A 17,063-nucleotide genomic window follows, 5' to 3' on the forward strand; every position below is an offset into this window, starting at 1 on the left:
TCGACAGCCGCGAGCGCTGGCAGGCGCGGATGGTGCCGGCGCGGCTGTTGGCGGCGATCAGTTCCACGGTGCCGGTACCGACTTCAACCAGCGCCACCGGTATCGGCTCTTCGCGTTGCCACCAGTACAGGCCCCCGGCGATCAGCAGTGCCAGCGGGATCAGCAGCAGGCTTTTTTCATCTCGGCGTTACGCTCCCTGTTCGGTGCCTCTCAGTATAGGGAGGCTTCAATCAAAGCAGGAAAAGGCTGCAGTCGCGTTGATGGGGGGCAGGGGGATGTTGGTTACGCGTTACGTGTCACGCGTAACCTACCCCCGCATATCGGTGCGGTGCATCTCCAGGCCATGCTGCTGGCACAGGCGCCAGTTGTGGCGGCTGGCTTCGAGCAGGTCCGGCTGCTGTACCACGATCTCGACGATGCGCTGGAATGCCAGCGCAGCGGGGGCAGTTCGAGGCCGAGATTGACGTAGACGTCGCGGTGTTCAGGCAACTGGTCGCCCCAGCCGATGGTGATCGGCGCGTCCGGAGCCTTGCCCTCCAGGACGTGTGGCACGAAGCTGTCCGGGCGCCAGGACCAGAGCTGGTCGTCGAGGCGGCCGGCGCGGATCTCGTCGGGGACATGCACGAAGACCCTGAGCCCCAGCCCCAGGATCTTTTCGCTCAGACGGCAGAGAAACTGCTGGCGGCTGTCCTCGTCGGCGGCCGCCAGGATATAGAAGTCCGTCCGACTCAATGGGCGTGCTCGCTCTCTTCGACCTGGTCCAGCAGGTACTGGCTCAGCAGCGGTACGCAGCGACCCGAGGCGCCTTTTTCCTTGCCCTTGTTGTTCCAGGCCACGCCGGCGATATCCAGGTGTGCCCAGCGATACTTCCTGGTAAAGCGCGACAGGAAGCAGGCGGCGGTGATGGTGCCAGCCGGTGGGCCGCCGATATTGGCGATATCGGCGAAGTTCGAGTCCAGCTGCTCCTGGTACTCGTCCCAGAGCGGCAGACGCCAGGCGCGGTCCGAGGCGAATTCGCCGGCCTGCAGCAGTTCGTCGGCGAGGGCATCGTCGTTGGCCAGCAGGCCCGAGGCGTGGTTGCCCAGGGCGACGATGCAGGCACCGGTCAGGGTGGCGATATCGACGATGGTCTTCGGCTTGAAGCGTTCGGCGTAGGTCAGGGCGTCGCAGAGCACCAGGCGGCCTTCGGCATCGGTGTTCAGCACTTCGACGGTCTGGCCGGACATCGTCGTGATGATGTCGCCCGGCTTGGTGGCACGACCGCTGGGCATGTTCTCGGCGGCGGCGATGATGCCGACGACATTGATCGGTAGTGCCATCTCGGCCACGGCATTGAGGGCGCCGAGTACGCTCGCGGCACCGCACATGTCGAATTTCATCTCGTCCATCGCGGCGCCGGGCTTGAGGCTGATGCCGCCGGTATCGAAGGTGATGCCCTTGCCGACCAGCACGTAGGGCTGGTCGTCGGCTTTCGCTGCCGCGGTACTCCATGACGATCAGCTTCGACGGCTGGTCGCTGCCATGGCCGACCGAGAGCAGCGAGTGCATGCCGAGCTTTTCCATCTCGGCCTCGTCCAGCACCTGGGTACTGATGCTGTCGTACTCGTCGCCAAGGCGGACCGCCTGCTGGGCGAGATAGGTCGGGGTGCAGATGTTGCCCGGCAGGTTGCCGACATCGCGTGCGACCGAGACGCCGTTGGCGATGGCGACACCGTCGACCAGGGCGTGCTCGCCGATCTCGACATCGTCTTCCGGCAGCAGAACGTGGATGTGGGCCAGCTGCAGCGGGTCGGCTTTCTTGCTCTTGGTCTCGTCGTACTGATACAGCTCGGCGGTACCCCATTCGACCAGCTGGCGCGTCTGGCGGTAGAGGTCGTCCTGTGCGGTACAGGGCACATCCAGCGCGAACAGTGCACTGCCGGCGCGAATGCCCTTGATGGTGGCGAACGCCGCCTTGATCACCTTGCGGTAGTTGCGGTCGTTGCGGTCATCGGCCTTGCCGAGGCCCAGTAGCAGCACCCGCTTGGCTGCGACGTTGGGGATTCGGTGCAGCAGCAGGCTCTCGGCGACCTTGCCCTGAATATCGCCGCCGCCGAGGATGTCGGACAGGTAGCCGTTGCTGGCGCTGTCCAGGGTGCGCGCAGCGGGTGTCAGGGCGCCGTCGGCCTCGATGCCGACGATCAGCAATTCCGTTTCCAGCGCTTCGATGGCGCCGCTTACTATCTCGAAATCCATGATAGCTCCGTACAAGACTTTAAAAGCAGATTTAGGGATAATGCCGCATCCCGAGTGCAATGCACTATAAACTATTCGGGAGCCTCTGAATAAGTCCCGGTGACCTCGCCGCCCCGGGCCTTTTGTCGTGCAGGCTCCAAATACAGAATCAGGAAATCGCTGACGTTCATGACAGCGGTGGCCGGCGGTAACGAGACCCCCGGCCCCGGGACGCTTTCACGGATTCCAAACCGACAGGGTAGTGCGACTTGATCGTTTTTCGATACCTGACCCGCGAGGTACTGACCAGCACGGCCGCCGTCAGCGGTATTCTGCTGATGATCATCGTCAGCGGGCGTTTTATCAAATACCTCGGCGATGCCGCCGCCGGCAAACTGGCGCCGGAGCTGCTGACGCAGATGCTGCTGTTTCGCCTGCCGGGCTTTCTCGAGCTGATTCTGCCGCTCGGCCTTTTCCTCGGCATACTGCTGTCCTTCGGCCGACTCTATCTCGAGAGCGAAATGGTGGTCCTGCGTGCCTGCGGCGTCAGTCACAGGCGGCTGGTGCTCTATGCCCTGGGGCCTGCGCTCTTCGTCGCGCTGCTGGTCGGGTTTCTCGGGCTTTACCTGTCGCCCCTGGGCGCCGCGATGACCGACCGCGTCTATGAGCGCCAGGACAGTATCAGCGAGTTCGACACCCTGGTGCCGGGACGCTTCCAGCCGCTGCCGGGCGGCAACCGGGTCTCCTATACCGAAGGTCAGGCCGGCGACTCGGGCGGCCTCGAGAAGCTGTTCATCTCCGACAGCACCGGGGGCGGCCGTCCGGTGGTGGTGCTGGCCGATCGCGGCTACCGTTATGACAACGCCAATCGCAACCGCTACCTGGTGCTGCAGGACGGCGTCCGTTACGAGGGCATACCCGGCGAGGCCGACTACCGTCGAATCGATTACCGCGAGTACGGCGTGCGCCTGCCGGAGCCGAGCGGCGACAGCCGTCGCGACAAGCTCGAGTCGATGGCGACCCTGGCGTTGCTGGACGACGCGCGACCCGGCGCCGGGCGCAGCTTCACTGGCGACTGTCGCTGCCGGTACTGGCGCTGGTGGTGGCGCTGATCGCGGTGCCGATGAGCCGTACCAATCCGCGGCAGGGGCGTTTCGCCAAGCTGATTCCGTCCATCCTGCTGTATCTGCTCTACCTGACCCTGCTGGGGGCCGCGCGCAGTGGTGTCGAGGACGCCGAGACGCCGGTGGCGGCCCTCTGGCTGGTGCATGGCCTCTTCCTGGCGCTGGCACTGAATCTGATATTTGCAGAACGTTTCTGGGAGCAGCTCTACCATCGTCTGCCGTCCCTGCGCCGACTCAAGGGGAAGCATTCATGACCCGGCTCGATCTCTATATTGCCAGGCATGTGCTGGGCGCGATCCTGGTGGTCATGCTGATCGTGGTCGGGCTCGACCTGCTGTTCTCGCTGGTGGACGAGCTCGATTCGCTGAATGACCGATACGACATGCTGGAAGCGCTGATTTATCTGGGCATGACGGCGCCGCGCCGCATCTACGAGTTTCTGCCGCTGAGCTGCCTGGTCGGCTGCCTGATCGGTCTGGGGATGCTCGCATCCCATAGCGAACTGACCGTGATGCGGGCCGCCGGCGTTTCGACCGGGCGTATCGTGGCGGCCGTGATGAAGCCGGTGCTGGTACTGGTGGTTGGCGCGCTGCTGCTGGGCGAGTACGTAGTGCCCCATACCGAGCAGATCGCCCAGAGCCGGCGTGCGCTGGTGCAGTCCGGCGGCGAGGCCCTGAAATCGCGCCATGGCGTCTGGCATCGCGAGGGGGACGCCTTTATCCATATCAACGCGGTGCAGCCGGACGGCATCATTTTCGGTGTCACCCGCTATCGCATCGACGGTGACCGGGATCTGACATCGGCGAGCTATGCCCGGCGTGGCGAGTACCGTAACGGTGCCTGGCAGCTGGAAGAGGTGCGCGAGACGCTGTTCCACGGCGACCGCACCGAAGTGGTTACCCGTGACGGCGAGGTCTGGCAGTCGGGTCTTACGCCGACGCTGCTATCGGTCATCGTGGTCGAGCCGGTGGACCTGTCGATCACCGGCCTGCGGGCCTTTTCTGCCTATCTGGCGGAGCAGGGACTCAGCAGTGTCGATTACGAGCTGGCCTTCTGGAACAAGCTGCTGCAGCCGCTTGGCATCCTGGCACTGGTGCTGATCGGCATCTCGTTCATATTCGGGCCATTGCGCAGCGTGACCGTGGGACAGCGCCTGATCGTCGGCATCATGGTCGGACTGGTGTTCAAGTTCGCCCAGGACATGCTGGGCCCGGCCAGCAGCGTTTACGGTTTCACGCCGCTGCTGGCGGTGCTGCTACCGATCCTGGTGTGCCTGGCGGTCGGTGCCTGGATGCTGAAAAGAGCGAAGTAGGGTGGTAATGAGCGAAGCGAATTCCACCGGTGGGGGCGGACACGCTCTGCAGCCTGTTTCGATTGGCCTCGCCGGTGCCTGATGTCTTCGGTGGAATTCGCACCTTCGGTGCTCATTCCACCTTACGGCTTTTTCTTCTCGAGCTGCACGACCCGGGTATCGGAGAGCCGGTCGCCCCAACTGAGTTTTTCGTCGCCGATCAGGATCCAGAAGTAGCCGAGGCCGCACAGCAGCAGCGACGGGATCGCAACCATGTAGCGGGTCAGCGCCTGGGTCCAGTTGATATGGCCGCCGGCGACGGTCTGCACCCGCAGCTGCCAGGCCAGCATCCCCAGCGTCTGGCCGGAACGGGTCCAGAAGTAGGCGAAGAACAGGTAGGTGGCGACGAAGAGTACCGTGCGCCACAGCGGGCCATCGACCGCCTCGCCGCCGTTGAGCGTCACGGCGATGGCACCGAGCACCATCCAGAGCGCAATGACGAGCAGAGTGTCGTACAGCATCGCCAGCAGTCGGCGTGCAAGACTTGCCGGTCGCAGTACGCGCGGGCTCTCGGGGTAGGGAATATGCATAGTCACGTCATGAGTTAACAGAAAACAGTCAACAGCAGGGAGGTCTCAGAGTACGACCCTCACTGTCTTCTGTTAACTGTCCTCTGTCTCCTCTTACTTGAACGGCTTGACGTACTTCTCGAGGTATTCGGAGGCCAGGGCTTGCGCGGCTTTGGTCTGATCCGGGTCGAGCTTCATCAGCAGGCGCTTTTCGATTGCCGAGGCGGTGGCGTTCCCCAGCTGAGCCGAGTTGTGCATCCAGGCGTAGGCGATGACATTGGTATCGGCGCTGGTGTCGCGGCCATGATCGTTGGAGTAGAGCGTGCCGAGGAAGAACATGGCGTCCATGTGGCCTTGTTCGGCAGCCCGGCGGTACCAGCGCTCGGCTTCCTCGAAATTCTGCTCGACCCCGGTACCGAAGTTGTAGCAACGGCCGATGTTGTGCTGCGCCGCGACCAGACCCTGTTCGGCAGCCCGGCGATACCAGGTGTAGGCTTCCAGGGGTTGCGCTCGACACCGTAACCGAATTCGTACATTTCGCCGAGGCGGTTCTGGGCCCGGGCATCTCCTTCCTGGCCTGTGGCTCGATACGCTCGAGCTCCTTGCGGTACTCGATGTCCTGCAGACGGCGAAGGCTGTTGACGCTCTCGAGGTGACCCTGGTTGGCGCCGCGCTTGTACAGGGCCGCCGCCTTCTCGATATCCTGGTTCAGGCCCCAGCCGTTTTCGTACATCTGACCGAGCATGTTGAGGGCGTCAGGGTTGCCCTCCTTGCTCAGTTGCTCCAGCTCGTCCAGGGCTTCGTCGTAGTCCTGGCTCTCGAAGGCCCGGGTCGCCTTACCGAGATCGGCTGCCAGCAGCGGGGTGTTGTGCAGGCTCAATAACAGGCCTGCAGCCGCCAGAAGTGCTCTTTTGCTCATCGGAAATGGTGCTCCCTTGCGTCGCGGTTGGGAAACTCTGGATTCGAAATCGGGGCCCATTATAGCGACGCACCGGCACCGGGGAAACGGAGTGGGCCGAACCGGGATCAAAAGAAGTTAAGGTTGTTCTAATGTGAGGCGGAGCCGGGGATGGGGGGATCGAATGATGACGGGCCGCCCAGGCCGCCCGTCGGAGCAGGACTAGTCGCCGCGGGAGGCGTCGAGCAGCTCGATCATGTAGCCATCGGGATCCTTGACGAAGGCCAGCACGCTGTTGCCGTGTTTCATCGGGCCCGCCTCCCGCACGACCTGGCCACCCTTGGTCTTGATGATGTCGCAGGCTTCGTAGACATCGTCGACCTCGATGGCAATGTGGCCGTAGGCATTGCCCAGGTCATAGCTTCCCGTATCCCAGTTGTGGGTCAGTTCCAGCACGGTATTTTCGGATTCGTCGCCATAACCGAGAAAGGCCAGGGTAAAGCGGCCGTCAGGATAGTCCTTGCGCCGCAGCACGCGCATGCCCAGCAGTTCGGTATAGAAGGAGATCGACTTCTGCAGGTCGGAGACTCGCAACATGGTGTGTAGAATACGCATAACCACTTCTCCAAAAACATTGGCGCCGGTTCCCCGCGCCTTGCCCAAATCCGGTTCGAGTGCTGTATTATAGGGGCTTATTGATTAATTTACGGCAATCGAAAACCGATATCGCCTGACAGAGGGTGAGTCCCATGTTTCAAGAGTTCTCCAAACAGTTCGGCAGCTCCATGGATCCGTTCAAGGATCTGGTCAATATTCAGACCAAGATGCTCGAGGAACTGACCCGCCAGCAGATGGAATGCACCAAGTCCTGCATCGAGGCGACGATTCAGCAGACCAAGGAAATGCAGAAGTGCCAGAATGCCAATGACCTTCTGGAACTGCAGAAAGCCTATGCCAGGGAGCTCGAAGAGACGCTGCGTTGCGCGGGCGAACAGAATTTGAAGGCGCTGAACGACGCCCGCGCGGCGATCGAGAAGGTCACCCAGGAACAGTTCGACGCCTTTGACAGGAAGTAATCCTGGCCAAGTCTTTTGTGCGGAGCAGCGCTGATGGTCGCTGCTCTCCCCTCCCATTTTGTCTTTTTCCTGCCAGTAGCATCAGATGCCCGCGCCCATTGGATTATTCTTCGGTTCGACCACCGGCAATACCGCCGAGGTGGCAGAACGCATCGCCGCCCTGATCGGACCCGGCCAGGTCGACCTTTTCGATGTCGCCGACAATGGCCTGGCGGGCATCGACGACTACCGCCTGCTGATCTTCGGTATCCCGACCTGGGATTTTGGCGAGCAGCAGGAAGACTGGCTCGATATCTGGCACGAGCTCGACAGCCTGGAGCTGCCTGGCGTCCGTTTTGCGCTCTTCGGCCTGGGCGATCAAATCGGTTATGCGGAATGGTATCTCGACGCGATGGGGATGCTGCATGACCGGTTGCGTGACGCCGGTGCAGAGCCGGTGGGCTACTGGCCCCGCGAGGGCTACGACTTCGAGGCGTCGAAGGCGCTGACAGCCGACGGCAGCCGGTTTGTCGGGCTGGCGCTGGACGAGGACAGCCAGCGTGCCGAAACCGATGCCCGGATCGAGGCCTGGGTGCCTCAGGTGCTGGAAGCCTTCGGCCTATCCGGCTGACGGCGGACTGCGTTCAGTCGGGCTGCGCTCAGCCAGTACCAGAGCAGTCCTGCCGCCGGTATGGCGGCTGCCAGCGCAAAGGCGACACGGTAAGCCGCGGCCGGATAGTGGCCGGCACTGTCCGCTTCCCAGAGTTCGACGATACCGCCGAGTCCCCACTGGATCAGGAACGCCGAGACGAAGATGCCCAGGTTCAGACTGGTGCTGACCCGGCCGCTCTGGTGTCTCGGAAACTGCTGGGCGAGGCTCGCGAACATCAGCGAACCCGAAGTGCTGAAAAAGCCCAGTAGCGCCCAGAGAATCGCGTTGGGCGCGCCTCCGTCGAACTGCAGCAATATCATCAGCGAGACAAAGATCAGTATGCCGGCCAGACTCAGGTTGCGGGGCGGCAGCCCCAGGTGCTGCAGCCGGTCGGCGATCAGCCCCATCAGCAGGAAACCGGAAATCACGCCGCAGGCCATGACGAACAGCAGATCGGCGGCCTCGGTCGGTGACCGCTGCATCACTTCGCGCAGCCAGTCGCCGGCCCAGAGCGACTGTACGGCGATAAAGGTCGAGCTGCACAGCAGGCTGGCCGGCGCCACGCAATAGAAACGCGGATCCCGCACGATGCCGAGCACTGTTCTGAGCGGGTGTTCCGGTGTGCCCGTCGTCGCCTCGACGGCCCTTTTCGGGACCAGAAACCAGAGCAGCAGCGATGCCAGCATGCAGAGGCCGGCCATGGCGATGAAAAGCCCGCGCCAGTCGGTGATGCCCAGGGCCAGCTCCACCGGTGTGGTGGCCAGCATCGCCCCGATGCCTCCGCTGGAAAGCTGAATGCCGTTGACCAGCGGCAAACGGGCCGTCGGGAGCCAGAGCACATAGGCCTTGAAGGCACCCATCAGGCAGGCCGAAACGCCGATGCCGATCAATCCGCGGCCGATCAGCAGACCTGTCGCCGTTTCGGCGGTGGCGAAGACCAGGCTGCCGGCCGCGGCGATGAGCAGCAGGGCCGCGGTCAGTTTGCGCACCTCGATCCGGTCCAGCATCACCCCCAGTGGCAGCTGGCAGGCGGCGAAAGTGAGAAAGTAGAAGCTCGATATCAGCCCCAGGGTCGAGGCGTCGAGGCCGAGTTCGTCCACCAGTGCCGGCGATACCACGGCACCTATGACACGGAACAGGTACGACAGCATGTAGCCGAAGGCGAAGGGTATGATCAGTCGCAGCAGGGTGGTCATGGAAGCAGGATTCCGGAAAGGCGGGCGGTCAGTGCCTGTTTGGAGAGTGACAGCGACCAGGCCAGGATCGGCGCATGGCGATAAGGGATATGGAACGGCTTCCCTGTCGTCACTTGTCGCCTTCCCCTTAAGCTATCATTTAAAGCCGTTGGCGGATCGGTTAAAATACCGCCCTTTTTCTAATCTGCGAGTATCGAACGCAAGCGATGGAAATTAATCCGATCATCAACGCCCTCAAGGATATCGGCGAGCGTGCCGCTACCCTGCGCGTTTATCTCGATTATGACGGCAAGAAAGAGCGTCTGGAAGAGGTGGAGCGCGAACTGGAATCCCCGTCCGTCTGGGACGATCCCGACAACGCCCAGAAACTGGGTCGGGAGCGGGCGCAGCTCGAGGAAGTCGTGCGCACGCTGGAGGAGCTCGATAGCGGCTCGGCCGATGCGCGCGAGCTGCTCGATATGGCCGTCGAGGAGGATGATGCGGATACCGTCGCCGAAGTCGAGAAGGAAGTCGCAGCACTGACCTCGCGTCTGGAGAATCTCGAGTTCCGTCGCATGTTCTCCGGTGAAGCCGACGGCAACAATGCCTTCGTCGATATCCAGGCCGGCTCCGGCGGTACCGAGGCGCAGGACTGGGCCAACATCATGCTGCGCATGTATCTGCGCTGGGGTGAGGACAAGGGCTTCAAGACCGAGCTGATCGAGGTGTCCGAAGGCGAAGTCGCCGGCATCAAGAGTGCGACCATCCGCTTCGAGGGCGAGTATGCCTTCGGCTGGCTGCGTACCGAAACCGGCGTTCACCGACTGGTGCGCAAGTCGCCGTTCGATTCCGGCGGCCGTCGTCATACCTCCTTCGCCTCTGTCTTCGTGTCGCCCGAGATCGACGACAACGTCGAGATTGAAATCAATCCGGCGGACCTGCGTATCGATGTCTACCGCGCCTCCGGCGCCGGTGGTCAGCACGTCAACCGAACCGAGTCGGCGGTGCGTATTACGCATGTCCCGACCAATACCGTCGTACAGTGCCAGAGCCAGCGGTCGCAGCACCAGAACAAGGACTTCTGTATGAAGCAGCTGCGCTCCAAGCTCTACGAGCTGGAGATGCTCAAGCGCAACGAGGCGGCACAGAAACTGGAAGACTCCAAGGCCGATATCGGCTGGGGCAGCCAGATCCGTTCCTACGTGCTCGACGACAGCCGCATCAAGGATCTGCGTACCAACGTCCAGACCTCGAACTGCGACCGGGTCCTGGACGGCGACTTGGACATGTTCATCGAAGCCAGCCTCAAGGCCGGCCTCTGAGCGTCCGATCCCGCTTCCGGAATTTAACGACTGACTGATAAAGGTTCACCGATGTCCGAGAACATCCAGCCGCAAGACGAAAACCGCCTGATCGCGGAGCGGCGCGAGAAACTCAAGGCGCTGCGCGAGCAGGGCAACGCCTTCCCGAACAGCTTCCGCCGCGACAGCTATGCCGCCGATCTGCAGCAGGCCCACGGCGACAAGAGCAAGGAAGAGCTGGCCGAGGCCGGCATCCAGGCGGCGGTTGCCGGGCGCGTGATGCTCAACCGCGGCGCCTTTGTGGTGTTGCAGGACATGAGTGGCCGCATCCAGCTGTACGTCAACAAGGGCGCCCGCAATTTCGCCAAGTCGCTGGACCTGGGGGATATCATCGCGGTGCGCGGTGAGCTGCACAAGTCCGGCAAGGGCGACCTTTACGTCGACATGCAGGAATTCGAGCTTCTGACCAAGAGCCTGAGGCCGCTGCCCGACAAGCACAAGGGGCTGCAGGACACCGAGATGCGCTACCGCCAGCGCTATGTCGATCTGATCACCAACGAGCCCTCGCGCAAGGTGTTCGAGGTACGTTCCGGCATCGTCGCGGCGATTCGCCGCTACCTCAGTGAGCGCCGTTTCCTCGAGGTCGAGACACCGATGCTGCAGGCGATCCCGGGCGGTGCCAGCGCGCGGCCGTTCGTCACCCACCACAATGCCCTCGATATCGGCATGTATCTGCGCATCGCGCCGGAGCTCTACCTCAAGCGGCTGGTGGTCGGCGGCTTCGAGCGGGTGTTCGAGATCAACCGCAACTTCCGCAACGAAGGGCTGTCGACCCGGCATAACCCCGAGTTCACGATGATCGAGTTCTATCAGGCCTACGCCGACTACCGCGACCTGATGGACCTGACCGAGGATATGCTGCGCACAGTGGCGCAGGAAGTGCTGGGCACCAGCACCATCGTCAACACCGTGCGCAACGAAGAGGGCGAGGTGCTCGAAACCTTCGAATACGACCTGGCCAAGCCGTTCCAGCGCCTGTCGGTGTTCGATTCCATCCTACACTACAATCCGGACATCACTGCCGAAGCCCTGGCCGACGAGCATGCCGCACGCCAGATCGCCGAGCGCCTCGACATCGAACTGAAGGATGGCTGGGGACTGGGCAAGGTGCAGATCGAGATCTTCGAGAAGACCGTCGAGCACCGTCTCGATCAGCCCACCTTCATTACCGAGTATCCGACCGAAGTCAGCCCGCTGGCGCGTCGCAGCGACGACAATCCCTTCGTCACCGACCGCTTCGAGTTCTTCGTCGGCGGCCGCGAACTGGCCAACGGCTTCTCCGAGCTCAACGATGCCGAGGACCAGGCCGAGCGCTTCCGCGCGCAGGTGGCCGAGAAGGAAGCCGGCGACGATGAGGCGATGCATTACGATGCCGACTTCATCAATGCGCTGGAATACGGGCTGCCGCCGACCGCCGGCGAGGGCATCGGCATCGACCGGCTGGTGATGCTGTTCACCGATTCGCCGTCGATCCGCGACGTCATTCTGTTCCCGGCCATGCGGCCACGCGTCTGAGCCGGGACAATCTGCAGCAGGGCGCGCACTGGCGATCCCTGCTGTTTCCGTCATCGTCGCGCCGGGTACCGGGCAAGCGCTACCTCAACATGGCGCTGCGCTGCCTGCACCTGGTCGGTATCGCGGGACTGGCCGGTCATTTCCTCTACCGGTTGCCGCCCGAACAGTGGCTGGGCTTTCTCTGGCTCGGCTTTGGCGCGGGGCTGGCGATGGTGTTGATGGAGCTCTATCGCGACGGCGTCTGGCTGCTGCAGCTGCGCGGCCAGGCGATCCTGCTGAAACTGCTGCTGCTCGGGCTGGTCATTCCCTGGCCCGGGTTGATGGCGCCGGTGTTCGTACTGATCATTCTGATCTCGGGTTTCTTCGCCCATGCACCGGGCAAGATCCGGTACTATTCGCTCTACCACGGTCGGGTGATCAAGGCGCTGCGCGATGCCGACGGCTCGATCAAGGATTCAGGGCAGCCCTGAAGAACAAGGACGGAGCCGGTGCGATTCGCGTCGCGCGGCCACAGTCTGCGTTGTCCCGTTATTCTGCGAAGAACGATCGAAAAGGAGATAAAGGATGGTACTGGAGCAGGCCCCGAGCTGGCAGCCGGCGCTGGTCGCCGAGTTCGAGCAGCCCTATATGCAGGAACTGAAGCAGTTTCTGCGTACCGAGAAGGACCGGCAGAAAGTCATCTACCCCCGTTCGGATCACTGGTTTCACGCCCTCGAGGCGACGCCGCTGGAGCAGGTGCGGGTGGTGATTCTCGGCCAGGACCCCTACCATCAGCCTGACCAGGCCCACGGGCTCTGCTTTTCGGTATGCCCCGGCATCAGGGTGCCGCCGTCGCTGCAGAACATCTACAAGGAACTGAAGTCCGATCTCGGCGTCGAGCCGGTACGCCACGGTTTTCTCGAGAGCTGGGCGCGGCAGGGTGTGCTGCTGCTCAACAGCGTGCTGACGGTGGAGCAGAGCCTGGCCGGGTCGCACCAGGGTAGGGGTGGGAGCAGTTCACCGACCGCGTGATTCATGCGGTCAACGACAGCTGCGAGCACGTGGTTTTCCTGCTCTGGGGCAGTTATGCCCAGAAGAAGGGCGCCTTTATCGACCGCAGCCGTCACCTGGTTTTGCAGGCGCCGCACCCGTCGCCGCTGGCGGCGCACCGCGGCTTTTTCGGCTGCCGCCATTTCAGTCAGGCGAATACCTATCTCGAGGCCCATGGTCGCGGTGCGATCGACTGGCAGCTGCCGGCCGATCCGGTATGAGGGTGCCGGTGATCGTTAACATCGGCGTATAATGTTTGTCCGATGCCCCGCTTTTGGGCATCGTTAAGGGCGGGGCGCAACAGAATGTCGCCCCCGTCTTTGGACGATTCTGTCCATAACCCTGTTATGCAGAACCTGAAGTCGAATCATGACAACCAACGACAAGGCTAGAACCGCCAAGCCCGGCGCAGACGAGGTTTACGACCGGATCTGGAGCGCCATCATGGAGCGCAAGCTGCAGCCAGGCACCCGTCTCAAGGAGGAGGATCTCTGCGAGGTGTTCCAGACCAGCCGTGGCGGCATCCGCAAGGTATTGCAGCGCCTGGCCCATCACAACCTCGTCAACCTGGTGCCCAACAGCGGTGCCTACGTCGCCAAGGCGACGGTCAAGGAAGCGCGGGAGGTGTTCCAGGCGCGGCGGCTGATCGAGACCGAACTGGTGCGAGAACTGACGCAGACCTTCACGCCGGCGAAGAAACAGGCGCTGGAGGATCATGTCGCGCTGGAAGAGCAGGCGCACAGGGATGGTGACCTCAACCGGCGCATCCGCCTGTCGGGCGAGTTCCATCTGAAGATCGGCGAACTCGCCGACAAGCCGGTACTGACGCACTTCCTGCGCGAGATCGTTTCCCGCACATCGCTGATCATCGCCCAGTATCAGCTGGCCAGCGCCCGTCATGCCGAGCAGACGGCCAGGCATCCCTGCTGCGAGCACCGCGGGCTGATCGACGCTTTCGAGCAGCGGAACGCCGACAGAGCGGTCGAACTGATGATGGAGCATCTTTGCCACCTCGAGGATCAACTGGACCTGGCCTCCGGCATCAATGGCGCCATTGACCTCAAGTCGATCTTCGCCGGCTAGGGCGGGGGCCAACCCGGCCCTGTCCTGAAAATACCTCAGGACACTTGTTGACTCTATTGTTAACAAATTTCTAGTGTCGCCCTTGTATTCCGTCGCCCGTTTAGCACCCTGCTGCCCCGATACCCTGATGTTTCGGGCATTCTCAAGACCCATGCCTGCGCATGGGTCCCCAGTTGCTCGCCTGCCGATTGGCCTCCCCAGCTGAATTTCGCTGCATCATATCCGTATTTGTTGAAATTATTGTAAACAATAATGTTTGCAAAAATGTCTCGATATGGACTATTTTTGGGGTGTCATTCAGCCCGGTGCAACCCATATCGGGAACCGAGCGGGTCCCGAGATGCAGGACGCTCAGGGCAGGTGAGGCGACAGATGGAATGAGTTTGTGAACGTTATTGTTCGCAATGAAAGAGCTCGGTGGCATCCTCAGGATGACCGGACATAACAATAAACGGTGGAAACCATGGGCGAAAATCTAACAATTAAAAAAATCGACACCAGTCTTCACAACGAGGATCTGGCGCCGATTCCGGCGGAGAAACGAACCTGGGGCTGGTTCGAAATCTTCAACGTCTGGTCCAACGACATTCAAAGCCTGTTCGGCTATACGCTGGCGGCCTCCCTCTTTATCACGTACGGCCTCAGCGGTTGGGCGGTTTTTGCCGCCATTATCCTGGCCGGTTTCATCGTCATGGGATTGGTGAACCTTTCGGGCAGACCGAGTGTCCGCTATGGCATTCCCTATCCGGTCATGGCCCGCGCCAGCATGGGCGTGCGCGGAGCCAACTTTCCGGCAGTGATCCGCGGCATCGTGGCGATCTTCTGGTATGGCGTGCAGACCTACTTCGCGTCGACGGCCATTGCATTGCTGATCAATACGCTCTTCGCGGTCGAAAGCACCGCGACTTTCCTCGGCATGACCGGAGTCGACTGGCTCTCCTTCGTGCTGGTCTGGTGTTTTCAGATCTACCTGTTCTGGCGCGGCATGGAGTGGATCACCCGCTTCCTCAACTGGGCAGGTCCCTTCGTCTATCTGGTCATGTTCGCGCTGATGGCGGTGATCTGGTACAAGGCGGGCGGCGGTCTTTTGGATGCCGTGGGCACCATATTCAGCGGCGCATCCGATTACGAAGGCAGCAGCTTCTCCGCCTTCGTCGCCATCGTCGGTACCATGATCGCCTATTTTGCCGCGGTGGTGATCAATTTCGGCGACTTCTCCCGCTTCGTGCGCAATGAAGCCGAGATGAAGAAGGGCAACCTGCTCGGGCTGCCGGTCAGCCTGGCGGTATTCTCCTTTATCGCCCTGTTCGTGACGGCGGGTACCGTGGTGCTGTTCGGCGAAGCCCTGACCAACCCGACCGATATCATCGCGAGGGTCGACAACACCTTTCTGACTGTCGTCGCCGCCATCACCTTCTTCGCCGCCACCATCGGCATCAACCTGGTGGCCAACTTCGTGCCGCCGGCCTACGACATCGCCAATCTGGCACCGAGCAAGATCGACTTCCGCATGGGCGGTCTGATCACCGCGGTGATCGCCTTCTTCATCGGTGGTCTCTGGGTTTCGGTGGTCAGCCAGATCGGCATCGCGGGTTTCGTCGATACCCTGGGTGCCGTGCTGGCGCCGGTATACGGCATCATGATCGTCGACTACTACCTGATCAAGGGCGGCAATCTCGATATCCAGGACCTGTTCTCGGCCGATCCCGGGGGCAAGTACTACTATGATGGTGGCTGGAACAGAAAGGCGATCATCGGCTTCAGCGCGGCAGCGATCTTCTCCGTCGCCACTGTCTGGGTACCCGCCCTGGCTGCGCTGGCGGGTTATGGCTGGGTGATCGGCGCGATACTCGGTGGTCTGATCCACTGGGGGCTGATGCGCGGCTCTGCCGTGCCGGCTGCGCAACAGGTCTGAATTCGGCGCCCGGCACGGCGATGGCCGGGCCGCTGCAAACCCCCGTTATTCCTGCTCCAGGGCCCATACTTTGTATGGGCCTTTTTTCGTGGCGCGCCAGGGATGGCGCTGTTCCGGTACGCAGCAGATCGATTGCGCAAAACCGAAAGTGATGGTGAAAGGCCGCCCCCGAGCTCCGGGACGGGCGATGGCGGGCTGTAATGTTGTGATCGATAATATTGAATTATGAATTCAAAAGTGTCAGTATCGGTAAAAAACACCCGTACAAGGGCCGCTTATGAAAATACTGCTTCTCAATCCAAACACCTCCGATGTCCTCACCGATCAGCTGGCCGAGGTGGCACGAAAGTATGCTGCCGCCGGCACCGAGATCGTTCCGGCCACCGGGACCTTCGGCGTTCCCTATATTGCCAACCGCGCCGAGGCGGTCATCGGCGCCAACGCGGCGCTGGAGATCCTGGCGCAGCAACACCGCAACGTCGATGGCGCCATCCTGGCCGCGTTCGGCGATCCGGGGCTCGGCGCTGCCCGTGAGCTGTTCGACATTCCGATTGTCGGGCTGGCAGAGGCGGGCATGCTCACCGCCTGCATGGTCGGCAAGAAATTCGCCATCGTGACTTTCTCGACCGCGCTGGGGGCCTGGTATCGGGAGTGTGTCGAATGGAATCAGCTGCAGGACCGCTGTTGCGCGATCCGCATGCTGGACCAGTCGTTCAAGTCGATCGGTTCGGTGCGCGACGAGAAGGAAGCGCTGCTGGCGGAACTGGCCAACAGGGCCGTAGAGGAGGATGGCGCCGATGTCATCGTGCTTGCCGGCGCGCCGTTGTCCGGGTTGGCGGACCGCATCCGGGATCGCGTACCGGTGCCGATGATCGACTGCTGTGCCGCGGCGATCAAGCAGATCGAAGGGCTGGTGACGATGCAGCTCAAGGCACCGGAGGTGGGTACCTTCCGACGCCCTGGCGCCAAGGATACCCGTGGTTTGAACGACCTGCTGGCGGCGCGTATCGAGCACCGTGACTAGGAGCCTGTCGGACTTAACACTGATCTACTGCGGAAAAGCCGATTTTGGCCATTTTTTGAGCGCTTCCTTGTTAAATAGAACCACTATTCGCCGCAGAATCGCTCAAAAACTGACTCAAAACGGACTTTCCCTCGCTACGATCGGCTAAGTCAGACAGG

At 62.0% G+C, this 17,063-nt stretch carries 16 protein-coding genes and 4 pseudogenes; 12 read left to right on the top strand and 8 right to left on the bottom strand.

The features are described 5' to 3' along the window. Positions 1 to 282: 282 nt before the first annotated feature. Together ACFQDL_RS17080 and ACFQDL_RS32880 are read right to left on the bottom strand one after the other, a co-directional pair. Positions 283 to 732, bottom strand: coding sequence for a DNA polymerase III subunit chi (locus tag ACFQDL_RS17080; protein WP_465263966.1), 450 nt, complete (start codon positions 730 to 732; stop codon positions 283 to 285). Next, positions 729 to 2,235: pseudogene (locus ACFQDL_RS32880) on the bottom strand (leucyl aminopeptidase). Before ACFQDL_RS32880 ends, ACFQDL_RS17080 begins: the two are co-directional and overlap by 4 nt. Positions 2,236 to 2,483: 248 nt before the next feature. On the opposite strand from ACFQDL_RS32880, the gene lptF reads away from it, so the two are divergent. From lptF to lptG, 3 genes are read left to right on the top strand one after another with little or no spacing between them, the layout of a single operon-like run. Next, on the top strand, positions 2,484 to 3,326 hold the full coding sequence (gene lptF, locus ACFQDL_RS17100; protein ID WP_379910094.1) for an LPS export ABC transporter permease LptF: 843 nt from the start codon (positions 2,484 to 2,486) through the stop codon (positions 3,324 to 3,326). Continuing rightward, positions 3,305 to 3,592: an LptF/LptG family permease gene (locus ACFQDL_RS17105; RefSeq protein WP_379913140.1), complete on the top strand. Its 288-nt coding sequence runs from the start codon at positions 3,305 to 3,307 to the stop codon at positions 3,590 to 3,592. Before lptF ends, ACFQDL_RS17105 begins: the two co-directional genes overlap by 22 nt. Then, positions 3,589 to 4,650: an LPS export ABC transporter permease LptG gene (lptG, locus tag ACFQDL_RS17110; RefSeq protein ID WP_379910095.1), complete on the top strand. Its 1,062-nt coding sequence runs from the start codon at positions 3,589 to 3,591 to the stop codon at positions 4,648 to 4,650. The genes ACFQDL_RS17105 and lptG overlap by 4 nt, the downstream gene beginning before the upstream one ends. A gap of 122 nt (positions 4,651 to 4,772) precedes the next feature. On the opposite strand, the gene ACFQDL_RS17115 is transcribed toward lptG, so the two are convergent. From ACFQDL_RS17115 to gloA, 5 genes and pseudogenes are all read right to left on the bottom strand, one after another. Continuing rightward, positions 4,773 to 5,219 carry an RDD family protein gene (locus ACFQDL_RS17115; RefSeq protein WP_379910096.1) on the bottom strand — a complete coding sequence of 149 codons (447 nt, stop codon included), beginning with the start codon at positions 5,217 to 5,219 and terminating at the stop codon, positions 4,773 to 4,775. 93 nt (positions 5,220 to 5,312) lie between these two features. Then, positions 5,313 to 5,546 carry a hypothetical protein gene (locus ACFQDL_RS17120; protein WP_379913498.1) on the bottom strand — a complete coding sequence of 78 codons (234 nt, stop codon included), beginning with the start codon at positions 5,544 to 5,546 and terminating at the stop codon, positions 5,313 to 5,315. A 48-nt stretch (positions 5,547 to 5,594) separates the two neighbouring features. Beyond that, a pseudogene (locus tag ACFQDL_RS17125) lies at positions 5,595 to 5,900 on the bottom strand (hypothetical protein); the annotation flags it as partial. Between the two features lies 1 nt (position 5,901). Next, positions 5,902 to 6,177, bottom strand: a pseudogene (locus tag ACFQDL_RS17130) (hypothetical protein); the annotation flags it as partial. A 141-nt stretch (positions 6,178 to 6,318) separates the two neighbouring features. After that, positions 6,319 to 6,711 (bottom strand): lactoylglutathione lyase, encoded by a 393-nt coding sequence (gloA, locus tag ACFQDL_RS17135; protein ID WP_379910097.1) that lies wholly within the window; start codon positions 6,709 to 6,711, stop codon positions 6,319 to 6,321. Between the two features lie 134 nt (positions 6,712 to 6,845). Here gloA and ACFQDL_RS17140 point away from each other — a divergent pair, with 134 nt between their 5' ends. Continuing rightward, positions 6,846 to 7,172, top strand: a complete 327-nt coding sequence (locus ACFQDL_RS17140; protein ID WP_379910098.1) for a phasin family protein — start codon at positions 6,846 to 6,848, stop codon at positions 7,170 to 7,172. Positions 7,173 to 7,257: 85 nt separating this feature from the next. After that, positions 7,258 to 7,782: a flavodoxin FldB gene (gene fldB, locus ACFQDL_RS17145; protein WP_379910099.1), complete on the top strand. Its 525-nt coding sequence runs from the start codon at positions 7,258 to 7,260 to the stop codon at positions 7,780 to 7,782. Here fldB and ACFQDL_RS17150 read toward each other — a convergent pair. After that, a complete protein-coding gene (locus ACFQDL_RS17150) occupies positions 7,749 to 8,999 on the bottom strand; it encodes an MFS transporter (RefSeq protein ID WP_379910100.1) in 1,251 nt (416 codons plus the stop codon). The two genes, fldB and ACFQDL_RS17150, sit on opposite strands and share 34 nt — an antisense overlap. A gap of 206 nt (positions 9,000 to 9,205) precedes the next feature. On the opposite strand from ACFQDL_RS17150, the gene prfB reads away from it, so the two are divergent. From prfB to ACFQDL_RS17185, 7 genes and pseudogenes are all read left to right on the top strand, one after another. Further along, positions 9,206 to 10,300, top strand: coding sequence for a peptide chain release factor 2 (gene prfB, locus ACFQDL_RS17155; RefSeq protein ID WP_379910101.1), 1,095 nt, complete (start codon positions 9,206 to 9,208; stop codon positions 10,298 to 10,300). Positions 10,301 to 10,351: 51 nt separating this feature from the next. Continuing rightward, positions 10,352 to 11,854: a lysine--tRNA ligase gene (lysS, locus tag ACFQDL_RS17160; protein WP_379910102.1), complete on the top strand. Its 1,503-nt coding sequence runs from the start codon at positions 10,352 to 10,354 to the stop codon at positions 11,852 to 11,854. A gap of 89 nt (positions 11,855 to 11,943) precedes the next feature. Further along, positions 11,944 to 12,324, top strand: a complete 381-nt coding sequence (locus tag ACFQDL_RS17165; RefSeq protein ID WP_379910103.1) for a hypothetical protein — start codon at positions 11,944 to 11,946, stop codon at positions 12,322 to 12,324. Positions 12,325 to 12,418: 94 nt separating this feature from the next. Next, positions 12,419 to 13,104, top strand: a pseudogene (gene ung, locus ACFQDL_RS17170) (uracil-DNA glycosylase). Positions 13,105 to 13,252: 148 nt separating this feature from the next. Then, on the top strand, positions 13,253 to 13,966 hold the full coding sequence (locus ACFQDL_RS17175; protein WP_379910104.1) for a GntR family transcriptional regulator: 714 nt from the start codon (positions 13,253 to 13,255) through the stop codon (positions 13,964 to 13,966). A 463-nt stretch (positions 13,967 to 14,429) separates the two neighbouring features. Further along, positions 14,430 to 15,881, top strand: coding sequence for an NCS1 family nucleobase:cation symporter-1 (locus ACFQDL_RS17180; protein WP_379910105.1), 1,452 nt, complete (start codon positions 14,430 to 14,432; stop codon positions 15,879 to 15,881). Between the two features lie 277 nt (positions 15,882 to 16,158). Further along, positions 16,159 to 16,905 carry an aspartate/glutamate racemase family protein gene (locus tag ACFQDL_RS17185; RefSeq protein WP_379910106.1) on the top strand — a complete coding sequence of 249 codons (747 nt, stop codon included), beginning with the start codon at positions 16,159 to 16,161 and terminating at the stop codon, positions 16,903 to 16,905. Positions 16,906 to 17,063: the final 158 nt, after the last annotated feature.

Source organism: Marinobacterium aestuariivivens (assembly GCF_042661465.1).
Lineage (GTDB): Bacteria > Pseudomonadota > Gammaproteobacteria > Pseudomonadales > Balneatricaceae > Marinobacterium_A > Marinobacterium_A aestuariivivens.

Coding starts and splice junctions, on each gene's coding strand:
- fldB (WP_379910099.1), top strand. CDS start 7,258: ATGCCCGCGCCCATTGGATTATTCTTCGGTTCGACCACCGGCAATACC.
- lptG (WP_379910095.1), top strand. CDS start 3,589: ATGACCCGGCTCGATCTCTATATTGCCAGGCATGTGCTGGGCGCGATC.
- ACFQDL_RS17175 (WP_379910104.1), top strand. CDS start 13,253: ATGACAACCAACGACAAGGCTAGAACCGCCAAGCCCGGCGCAGACGAG.
- ACFQDL_RS17115 (WP_379910096.1), bottom strand. CDS start 5,219: ATGCATATTCCCTACCCCGAGAGCCCGCGCGTACTGCGACCGGCAAGT.
- ACFQDL_RS17120 (WP_379913498.1), bottom strand. CDS start 5,546: ATGGACGCCATGTTCTTCCTCGGCACGCTCTACTCCAACGATCATGGC.
- lysS (WP_379910102.1), top strand. CDS start 10,352: ATGTCCGAGAACATCCAGCCGCAAGACGAAAACCGCCTGATCGCGGAG.
- ACFQDL_RS17150 (WP_379910100.1), bottom strand. CDS start 8,999: ATGACCACCCTGCTGCGACTGATCATACCCTTCGCCTTCGGCTACATG.
- ACFQDL_RS17165 (WP_379910103.1), top strand. CDS start 11,944: ATGGCGCTGCGCTGCCTGCACCTGGTCGGTATCGCGGGACTGGCCGGT.
- prfB (WP_379910101.1), top strand. CDS start 9,206: ATGGAAATTAATCCGATCATCAACGCCCTCAAGGATATCGGCGAGCGT.
- ACFQDL_RS17185 (WP_379910106.1), top strand. CDS start 16,159: ATGAAAATACTGCTTCTCAATCCAAACACCTCCGATGTCCTCACCGAT.
- gloA (WP_379910097.1), bottom strand. CDS start 6,711: ATGCGTATTCTACACACCATGTTGCGAGTCTCCGACCTGCAGAAGTCG.
- ACFQDL_RS17140 (WP_379910098.1), top strand. CDS start 6,846: ATGTTTCAAGAGTTCTCCAAACAGTTCGGCAGCTCCATGGATCCGTTC.
- ACFQDL_RS17180 (WP_379910105.1), top strand. CDS start 14,430: ATGGGCGAAAATCTAACAATTAAAAAAATCGACACCAGTCTTCACAAC.